Source organism: Oribacterium sp. (assembly GCF_057249185.1).
This window is the reverse complement of sequence record NZ_DBHIGR010000023.1, coordinates 1-9,521: the sequence shown is the minus strand read 5'-3', so window position 1 is coordinate 9,521 and position 9,521 is coordinate 1. Positions and strand designations below refer to the sequence as shown.

Genomic DNA, 9,521 nt, shown 5'->3' with positions numbered 1-9,521 from the left:
GGAAGGAGGTTTTCACCCTCTTTCTTTCCGTGTTCTTAGACTTTTATGTTTTTTCTTCCAGCAAATATGCGGTGGATCAGGTCTACGGCTCTTCCCGTTCCGGTATTTTTAATCTTTTATTTATGCCCGGAAACTTTATTTATCTTTTAGCAAACTTTATTATCCGCCCGGCCCTTCCGCAGTTGGCGGTCCTTTTTCAGACCGGGAAGGAAAAAGCCTTTCGAAAGCAGGAAAATGCCTTATTTAAAAAGGTAGTTTTGCTGTCCTTAGTCCTTTTTCTTCTGGCTCTTATTTTTTCCGGCCTGGCTCTCAGCATTTTGGAGTGGATTCTTGGCAGCAGCTTCTCCGGAAAGTTTACAGGAGAAAGATGGACCTTCTGCATTTTGATTTTGGGCGGAGCTTTCTATGCTCTGGCTAACACGGAGTACTATCTTTTGATTTTAAAGAGAAAGCAAAAATGGGTATTTATCGGCTATGGCATTGCCAGTCTGCTTTCCTTCTTTACGGTAAATCCGGTGGTAGCTATGGGAGGATTTTTTTACGGCAGTCTGCATTTTCTTTCCATGATGGTCTTTTTGTTCCTTTTCTTCTTTGTTACGGGACACGGGAAGGGCGAATTTAAGGACAGTTCATTCTCGGTTTCTTCCTTATGAGGCAAAGAGCTATAGCAGAGTAGAAGGAGAAGCTAAAACTATAGCCTTTCTTTTCTAAAGAGCCCATGTTAAAATGCCAAAAGGAGGTAGGAAATGCAGGAAAATGCCCAAAGTCAGAAGCAAAACTATGACGTCATCATCCCCACTTATAAGCCGGATGAGAAATGCAAAAGATTGTTGGATGCCCTGGAAAAGCAGGAAGTTCCTCCACGAAAAATCATTTTGATTAATACGGAAGAAGCTCTTTTTCCCAAGTCCTTATTGGAGGGAAGGAATCCGGAGCTTTACCTTTTAAAACATATCAAGAAAGAAGAATTTGACCATGCTTACGCCAGAAACCTGGGGGTATCTTTTTCGGATGCGCCTTTTTTTCTATGTATGACGGAGGATGCGGTTCCAAAAGATAGCTCTTGTACCAAGGAATTGCTGGAAGCATTTTCTTGGGAGGAAAAAATCGGAGCGGTTTACGGAAGACAGCTTACCGACGAGGAAAGCTCCTTTGACGAGGTGCTTTCCAGGAGCTTCAACTATGGAACAGAGCCGAAGATTTGCGGGATAGAGCAGTTGCCGAAGCTTGGCATCAAATGCTTTTTCCAGTCCAATGTCTGTTGTATGTATAAAAAGGATTTGTTTCAAAGTCTAGGCGGCTTTTCCGAACCCAGTATTTTTAACGAGGATATGATTTATGCCGCAAGGATGCAGGAAGCGGGAGGAAAAACAGCCTACTGCCCAAGGGCGGAGGTTTGGCATTCCCATCATTTTTCCGCCATGGATCAGTTCCATAGAAATTTTGACCTGGGGGTGTCCCACAGAGACTATAGGGAAATATTCTCGAAAATCCCTGCGGAAAAGGAAGGAATGAAATACCTGAAGAGGAGTATAGAAAAGCTTTGGCAGGAGAAGAAGGCGCTTTTGATTCTCCCCTTCCTTTATAAAACCGCCTTTCGTTTTCTTGGCTATCAACTGGGAAAGCGCTATCATAAGCTTCCGAAAAGCTGGGTGTTTGCCTTTACCGTGAATCCCCAGTATTTCCGAAAGAAGTTTTCCAAAGAAAGGGAAAAACAGTAATCTATGAGTCCTTTGTTTAGAGTGATTATCATATTGGTCTGCCTGGGAACCAGCCTGTTTTTACATCGTTCCATCAAAAAGGCGAAAATGCGGATTGAAGAGAGTATCTTTTGGCTACTTTTTTCCATTCTCTTGCTTGTTTTTGCCATTTTTCCCTTTGTACCGGATTTTATGGCCAGAAGCCTGGGGATTTACTCCACACCGAACTTTCTCTTTTTGCTGGTGATTTTTATTCTGCTTTTACGGCTTTTCCATACCCATGTGGAATTGGGGAAGCTGGAGGAAAAGGTGAATCGAATCGTGCAGGATATGGCATTGGAGGAGAGAAAAGAAAGAGAAAGGGAAAAGCATTTGAAAGTAGAGCAGGAGGACAGTAAATGAGTAATCTACTAAGCTTGTGGAAAGAGCATCCCGTATTTTTGCGGGAGACCATTTTCCTTAGTTTGATTTCCCTTGCCTTTGCAGCAGGCTTTTTCTTCTTTCTTTTTCGTAGGAAAATGAAGCTTGCCCAGATTTATTTTCTGAGCATGATGATTCTGGGTTCCCTGTATTCCTTTGTTTTAATGCCCTTATCCGCCCCGGATGAGGTTCTGCATTATGTCAGTGCCTATGCTCTGTCTTCGGAAATGATGGGACAGGGGGGAAAGCTGTATGATAAAGATGGAAATCTTCGCATCCGGAAGGAGGATGAGGAGATTGATGACTGGACCGGAGACGGGAAGCCGGAGGAGGCTACGGTTTTCGGTATGCATATTGATCGAAAACAGGTGGAGGAAAGACAGAAGGCCTCTTTTTTTGCCAAAGATAAGGGCTATGGATTTACTTTGCAAAAACCGGTAAAGACCACTCCATTAGCCTACTTTTTTCCGGCGCTGGGATTTTCCTTTGCAAGAATCTTATATGGCTCACGCTTTACTCTTTTATATTTCGGGAGATTCTTTAACCTTCTGTTTTTCAGCATTTTAGGAAGTCTGGCTATAGAAAAGATACCTATGGGGAAGGAAATCCTTTTTTCCGTCAGTCTTTTTCCCATGACCTTGGAGCTGATTTCTTCCTTGTCCTATGACGCCTATATCCTGGCCTTAAGCTTTCTTCTTTTATCCTTGATCTTTCAATACCAGTTTCGAGAGGAAAAGCTTGGCCTTAAGGAAATTCTATGGATTTGTTTGATTGCCATAGCTCTTTCGCCCTGTAAGATGGTATATTCCCTTCTGTTTTTGCTTTGCGTTATGGTTTCCTTTAAACGGTTTTCCTCCCCATGGCTTTATTTTATCGGTATTTTTGCTATAGGCTTATCCATTGTTCTACCCTTACTGCTGGTGAATCTGGATGCCTTCAGCCGCTATGTCCGTCCTCAGGAGGATACGGTAAATCTTTCCAATATCGTAGGACAGGACGGGGGAATGGAAACCTATAACCGAAGAGAAATTCTGGCACAGCCGGATGTGTATTTAAAGATTCTGAGAAATACCTTTTTTATCAAGGGAAAGGAGTACTGGTATACATTGATTGGCCGTCCTTTGGGGCAGTTTGACAATCGTCTGTCATTTCCGCTTCCCTTGGTGGTGCTTTTCAGCATTTGCCCCTTCCTGGCAGGAATTTTTGGAGAACGGGAGGAAATGCAGGGGAAGAAGCTTCATATTTTACAAAGAATCATTCTTTTCCTGATTCCTTTGGGATTAATCGTTTTGATTTTGTCTTCCATGCTTTTTGCTTATACACCAAAGCGTACGGACTATGTCTTAGGGGTTCAGGGAAGATACTTTTTGCCGGTACTGCCTTTCTTTATTCTTTGCTTTATGCCAAGTAAGAGGGTGGGAAAGCAGGGAGAGAGGATCGTTTCTTTCGTCCTTTTCTTCCAGATTCTTGCGAATCTTTTATTTCTTTTATACACTTATATCAGTTTGTTTTTACACTAAACTCGAACTTTGATGGATACCGAGTATCCCGAAGGAAGCATATCATCCTTCCTTTGGAGTATTCGAGATAAACGGAAAGGGAATAGCATGCGGGGATTTTTGACCCTTATCAAGATTTGTAAAGAAAAAAGAAAAATGATTATGAGCCTGGCCTTTGCGGACTTTCGGAAGCGCTTTGTAGGCTCTTATTTCGGGGCGGTTTGGATGTTGATTCAGCCCTTGGTAACCATTGCGATTTATGCTTTTATCTTTGGCCCCTACGGCTTTAAATCCAGCCCTCCGGTGCCCAATGTTTCCTATACCACCTGGCTGATTCCCGGAATGGTGCCCTGGTTCTTCTTTTCGGAAGTGATGAATATGAATACCGGAATCTTACAGGAATATCAGTATCTGGTAAAAAAGGTGGTTTTCCCCATTGAGCTTTTGCCGATTATTAAGTTAATCAGCTGTTCCCTGGTGCATCTTTTCTTCCTTCTGGTTATGTTTTTGTTTGCCCTGTTTAGCAGAGAACCTATTTTGATTACCTGGCCCCAGGTATTCTTTTATTCCTTTGCCACGGCTTTTTATGCCCTGGCTTTATCCTTCTTTACCTCTGCGGTTTCCGTCTTCTTTAAGGACATGCAGCAGATTGTGGGAATTGTCTTGCAGTTCGGAATCTGGATGACTCCGATAATGTACGATGAGACACTATTTACCGGGAAGGCTCCCATTGTTAAGTGGATTTTAAAGATAAACCCTATGTATTATATTGTGGCAGGCTACAGGGATTCCATGCTTACCGGTCACTGGTTCTTCGAAAGACCGGGCTTAAGCCTGTATTTCTGGGGAGTGACCACGGTTATGTTTTTATTCTCTCTAAGATTTTTCCGTTCTTTACGGCCTCATTTTTCCGATGTGCTGTAAAGTTTGTAACGAAACTTATTTTTTACGGTCTGTTCCTGTAAGGGGAGCACAAAGTCTTTTTAGAAAAAAGGAGAGTTTATGCTTTCAATGATTTTGGTAGTATTGGTTTTGGCTGTTTTCCTAAGCTTTGGCAGCCTGCATCTTTTTTCTATCCGAAAGATGGAAAAGGGTGAAAAGCGGGATGCTTTAGTCCTCTCTATTGTGGGAGGGAAATTACGGCAGATTTTAAAAATCTGTAAGGTGGAGCTTTCCGTGGATGGCTTAGATCAGATTCCGGAGAAGGAAGCGGTACTGTTTATCGGAAATCATCGCTCTTACTTTGATATTGTGGTGGCTTACAGCATTTTGCCCCGTCCCACCGGCTTTATTTCCAAGAAGGAAATTGCAAAAATCCCCAACATTGAATTATGGATGAGAGAGCTGCATTGTCTCTTTTTGGACCGGGAAAACTTAAAGCAAAATCTTCAAGTGATTATTGAGGCTATAAAGCAGGTGAAGGCAGGCATTTCCATGTGGATCTACCCGGAAGGAACCAGAACCAAGGGAGAGTCTGAGCTGGAGCTGGGAGAGTTTAAGGCAGGCTCCTTTAAGATTGCGGAAAAGAGCGGCTGCAAGATTGTTCCGGTGGCCATGATTAATACCAGAAGGATTATGGAAGAGGATTTTCCCAGACTGCACAGCGCCAAGGTCTATGTGCAATTCGGAAAGCCTATAGATTTATCAGAGCTTTCCGAGGAGGACAGAAAGAATATTGCGGAGTATACCAAGGAGCGGATTCGGGAGATGCTTGCGGAGCTGAAGGAGAAGGAAGCCGGGGAGCTTTCCGGAACGGTATAGCCGGAACGGTAAAGCCGGAACAGTAAAGACGGAACAGTAAAGAGGATTAGTAAAGACGGAACAGTATAATCGGAATAGTAGAACAGTTCCGAATATCACAAGGCGAAAGCTACGGAATAAAGAGGAGGAAGGGTGTATGGATCTTTTGGAGATTCGAAAGGAATTGGATATATTGGATCGGGAGATTGTTCATCTTTTCGAAAAACGAATGGGTCTTGTGGAGGATGTGGCCAGATTCAAGCTGGATACCGGAAAGGCCGTTCTGGACAGCAAGAGGGAAAAAGAAAAGCTTCAGGTGGCAAGAAGCTACGTGGAGGACCCGAAGCTACAGGAATCCATTACCGAGCTTTTTCAGGAAATGATGAGCATGTCCAGAAGAAAGCAAATCGGTATGCTTTTGGAAAGAGGAAGAGGATTTTCCTCCGGTTTTCAAAAGCTGGATTGTCTTCCTTTTTCCGGGAAAAGCCTGGTGTATCAGGGCGCGGAGGGAGCCTACTCCTATCTTGCGGGAAGAACTTTTTTCCAAAAGGAAAATATGATCGCCTGCACGCATTTTCAGGAGGTGCTTTCGGCATTGGAAGAAGGAAGGGCGGACTATGCCATTCTTCCCATGGAAAACTCCACCTACGGCATGGTACAGGATAATTTTGACCTTCTGGCAAAGCATCCTAAGCTTTATGTGGTGCAGGAAATCGAATTTCCGGTCTCCCATTGCCTGGCAACCCTCCCGGGAGAGTCTTTCTCCGACATCAAAAGAGTCTATTCCCATCCCCAGGCCCTGTCCCAGTGTGCAGACTTTTTTCAGAAGTATCCAAAGATACAGGGAATTCCCAGTTTAAATACAGCGATTGCCGCGAAGAATCTTATGGAGACAGGGGAAGAGGGGGCCGGAGTTCTATGCAGCAGGGAAGCAGCCTTAGAGTACGGTCTTTCGATTTTAGAGGAAAATCTTAGTAAAAAAGAGAACACTACCCGCTTCTTCATTTTAGGAAAAGAAGCGGTGTTTTCAAAGGATGCCGGGAAGCTCAGTATCTCCTTTTCTCTGCCCCATGCAGTGGGAAGTCTGTACCATATCTTAGGGAACTTTTTGTTTAACGGACTGACCCTTACCATGATTCAGTCAAGACCGGTGGGGGACGGAGAGTTTTCTTATTGCTTCTATGTGGATTTTCTTGGGAATTTAGAGCAAAAGGAAGTGTTGAATGCCTTGAGCTGTTTACAGGAAGAGGGCGTTGATTTTAGAGTTTTAGGAAATTATCCTTCTAAAGAGTTCAAAAGATAAAAATTTAGTTTTTCGGAACGAAAATGCAAGAACTTAGAAAGTAGATAATCTTTCTTTTTTCGCAAATATCCAGTACACTATGACATATTGTGCTAAGGAGGTAGTATGCAGCAAATTAATATATTGGTAGTAGACGATGAGAAAGAGATTGCCGAGTTAGTGGAAATTTACTTGGTGTCTGACGGATATAAAGTATTTAAGGCATATAATGCGGAGGAAGGCTTACAGATTTTGTCTCAGGAAGAGATTCATCTGGTGCTTTTGGATGTGATGATGCCGGGAATGAACGGACTGGAGATGTGCCGTAAGATTCGGGAAAGCTCCAATATTCCCGTGATTATGCTGTCTGCAAAGTCCGAGGATTTGGACAAGATTGTAGGCTTAACCGGCGGGGCGGATGACTATGTGACCAAGCCCTTTAATCCTTTGGAGCTTACTGCCAGGGTAAAGTCTCAGTTAAGACGCTATACCCAGTTAAATCCCAATGCAGGTCCCAATTATGTGAATAATGAGATTCATATTCGGAATATGCTGATTAATAAGGACAATCATAAGGTATTGATTGACGATGAGGACATTAAGCTTACCCCCATCGAGTTCGATATTCTCTTCCTTTTGGCATCTCATCCCGGAAAAGTTTTCTCCACCGATGAGATTTTTGAAAAGGTTTGGAATGAAAAGGTGTATGAGGCCAACAATACGGTTATGGTACACATCCGTCGTCTGAGAGGAAAGATGAAAGAGGATCAGAGAGAGGACAAGATTATCACCACCGTTTGGGGCGTTGGCTATAAGATTGAAAAGTAGGGGTCTTTACGTTGAAGAAGACGAGTTTACCCCACCATTTCGGTCGGGGCTATTTCATGCAACTGTTGGTTCATGTGGGAATTTCCGCCCTTTTTACAGCGGTTATCGAATGTTTTTTGGTTTTAAACATCGGTTCCTACACCAATTATCTGGTGCAAATCGGAAATGACAATCCCCTTGTACAACGCTTTGCCTTTGTCAGCACCGTCAGTATTTTACTTTTTGTGCTGGTGGGGATTTTGATTTTTACCATCATTTTCCTCTTTCTGCAAAGAAAAACGGCAAGAGATATTGAGACTCTGGCTCAGGGGGTAAAGCAGATTTCCGCCGGGGATTTTCATACGGATATTGCCATTTCCGGAGAAGGAGAGCTGGCGCATATTGCGGAAAGCATTCGTCTTATGGAAGAGGAGCTGTCCTCCCATATTGAACGGGAGAGGGAAAACGAACAGTCTAAAACAGACCTGATTACCAATATTGCCCATGATTTAAGAACCCCCCTCACCTCTATTTTGGGCTATCTGGACTTGCTTCGAAACAGCCAGATGGTTCCGGAGGAAATGAAAAAACATTATATTGAAATCGTATATAACAAAGCTCTCCGTTTACAAAAACTAATCGAAGAGCTTTTTGGCTTTACAAAATTATCCTATGGCAAGCTGAATATGAATATCAGCACCCTGGATTTGGTTCAGCTTTTATCCCAGCTGGTGGAGGAAAGCTATCCGAATTTTGAGAAGAACAATCTCTCCTATGACTTTTCCGCCAATGTAAAATCTCTTTTTATCGAAGGAGATGGGGACCTTTTGGCCAGACTTTTTGACAACTTAATCAGCAATGCCATCAAATACGGGGCGGAAGGAAAGCGGGTTCTGATTCGTCTTCGTAAGGAAAAGGAAGAGGTGATGGTGCAGGTCTTAAACTTCGGCTATGTGATTCCGGAAAAGGAACTGCCGTTGATTTTTGATAAATTTTACCGTGTGGAGCATTCCCGTTCCCTAAGCACGGGAGGAACCGGCTTAGGACTTGCTATTGTAAAGAATATCGTGGATATGCATCATGGAAATATTACGGTGCAGTCGGATATGGGAGGAACCCGATTTAACGTAACTCTTCCTCTAAAATATACGGAGGAAGGACAGAGCTTTGCGGAGAGACCTGCCCGGGAAGAAAGAAACGGTAGAGGAACTGAGGGCGTAGAGAAGAAAAATGAGGGTAGGTCTGAAAGAAGAGTAGAGAAAAAGCCTGAGAGAAGGTCGGATAAGAAGAATCGAAAGAAAGATAGAAAGTAGGGAGAAATGGGAAAGAAGGCGTTGATTTTTGTATTTCTCTTCTTCCTTTTCCTCATGGGAAAAGAGGGAAGAGCGGAAAATCTGAATTTAAGCTACCAGTACGGAATACAAAATACGGCGAAGTCCGGGAGAAGTCTGCCCCTTTTTCTTACAGTGGAAAATACGGAGGAACAGGTTTTTTCCGGTAATTTAAAGGTTTTATTTGCGGAATCCAACCAGAGTATCGTGGAATATTCTTATCCTATCGTGGTGGAAGGTAACAATAAAAAGGAGCTTGTAAAGAACCTGAGTCTTCCCACCGGCGTGAATCAGATGCTTATCAGTATTGAGAATAAGCGGGGAGAGCAAATCAACAGCCAAAGAGTGGGACTGGATATTTCCGGAACCGATGCGGAGCTTTTTGTGGGAATTCTTTCCGAAAAGGGAGAGGGAATCGGTTATCTGCATAATGCCAGAATCAATAACGGACTTCTGGAAAGCAGAACTTTTGCATTTCAACCGGAGTCCTTTCCCAAGGAAGAGTCGGTACTTTCCCTTTTGGATTTATTGATTATTCGGGATATTTCCTTTTCCGACCTGTCCAAGGAACAGGAAAATTTCATCAATTCCTATATTGAACAGGGGGGCATAGTTTTATTTTCTCTTTCCGGAACAAGAGGAAGAGAAACTCTGGGGGACAATTATTCCGCCTTACTGGAAAAGGAATTGGATTTTCGGGAAAGAGCTCTGCATCTTGGTACAGAGGGGGACTTGGCGCAAG

General features: G+C 43.3%; 9 protein-coding genes and 1 pseudogene. All 10 read left to right on the top strand.

What is annotated here, in order from left to right:
* Window positions 1-653 (top strand): polysaccharide biosynthesis protein (locus ACO4PX_RS02565; protein WP_485571264.1); only part of this gene is annotated, 653 nt, incomplete at its 5' end.
* A 93-nt stretch (window positions 654-746) separates the two neighbouring features.
* A complete protein-coding gene (locus ACO4PX_RS02560; protein ID WP_315370231.1) occupies window positions 747-1,721 on the top strand; it encodes a glycosyltransferase family 2 protein in 975 nt (324 codons plus the stop codon).
* A gap of 3 nt (window positions 1,722-1,724) precedes the next feature.
* Window positions 1,725-2,102, top strand: a complete 378-nt coding sequence (locus ACO4PX_RS02555) for a DUF2304 domain-containing protein (protein ID WP_315370232.1) — start codon at window positions 1,725-1,727, stop codon at window positions 2,100-2,102.
* The gene (locus ACO4PX_RS02550; RefSeq protein ID WP_485571262.1) at window positions 2,099-3,640 is read left to right on the top strand and encodes a DUF2142 domain-containing protein; all 1,542 of its coding nucleotides are present in this window, start codon (window positions 2,099-2,101) and stop codon (window positions 3,638-3,640) included. Before ACO4PX_RS02555 ends, ACO4PX_RS02550 begins: the two co-directional genes overlap by 4 nt.
* 87 nt (window positions 3,641-3,727) lie before the next feature.
* Entirely contained in the window at window positions 3,728-4,543 is an 816-nt protein-coding gene (locus tag ACO4PX_RS02545; RefSeq protein ID WP_007155836.1) for an ABC transporter permease, read from the top strand.
* Between the two features lie 78 nt (window positions 4,544-4,621).
* Window positions 4,622-5,380, top strand: a complete 759-nt coding sequence (locus ACO4PX_RS02540; RefSeq protein WP_485571260.1) for a lysophospholipid acyltransferase family protein — start codon at window positions 4,622-4,624, stop codon at window positions 5,378-5,380.
* A gap of 136 nt (window positions 5,381-5,516) precedes the next feature.
* Window positions 5,517-6,662: a bifunctional chorismate mutase/prephenate dehydratase gene (locus tag ACO4PX_RS02535; protein WP_485571258.1), complete on the top strand. Its 1,146-nt coding sequence runs from the start codon at window positions 5,517-5,519 to the stop codon at window positions 6,660-6,662.
* A 105-nt stretch (window positions 6,663-6,767) separates the two neighbouring features.
* The gene (locus ACO4PX_RS02530; RefSeq protein WP_007155840.1) at window positions 6,768-7,469 is read left to right on the top strand and encodes a response regulator transcription factor; all 702 of its coding nucleotides are present in this window, start codon (window positions 6,768-6,770) and stop codon (window positions 7,467-7,469) included.
* An 11-nt stretch (window positions 7,470-7,480) separates the two neighbouring features.
* Window positions 7,481-8,761, top strand: coding sequence for a sensor histidine kinase (locus tag ACO4PX_RS02525; protein WP_485571256.1), 1,281 nt, complete (start codon window positions 7,481-7,483; stop codon window positions 8,759-8,761).
* Window positions 8,762-8,767: 6 nt separating this feature from the next.
* Window positions 8,768-9,521, top strand: a pseudogene (locus tag ACO4PX_RS02520) (hypothetical protein); the annotation flags it as partial.

Excerpts from the sequence above, each read along its gene's own strand:
- ACO4PX_RS02530 (WP_007155840.1), top strand. The coding sequence starts at position 6,768 with ATGCAGCAAATTAATATATTGGTAGTAGACGATGAGAAAGAGATTGCC.
- ACO4PX_RS02535 (WP_485571258.1), top strand. The coding sequence starts at position 5,517 with ATGGATCTTTTGGAGATTCGAAAGGAATTGGATATATTGGATCGGGAG.
- ACO4PX_RS02550 (WP_485571262.1), top strand. The coding sequence starts at position 2,099 with ATGAGTAATCTACTAAGCTTGTGGAAAGAGCATCCCGTATTTTTGCGG.
- ACO4PX_RS02540 (WP_485571260.1), top strand. The coding sequence starts at position 4,622 with ATGCTTTCAATGATTTTGGTAGTATTGGTTTTGGCTGTTTTCCTAAGC.
- ACO4PX_RS02560 (WP_315370231.1), top strand. The coding sequence starts at position 747 with ATGCAGGAAAATGCCCAAAGTCAGAAGCAAAACTATGACGTCATCATC.
- ACO4PX_RS02545 (WP_007155836.1), top strand. The coding sequence starts at position 3,728 with ATGCGGGGATTTTTGACCCTTATCAAGATTTGTAAAGAAAAAAGAAAA.
- ACO4PX_RS02555 (WP_315370232.1), top strand. The coding sequence starts at position 1,725 with ATGAGTCCTTTGTTTAGAGTGATTATCATATTGGTCTGCCTGGGAACC.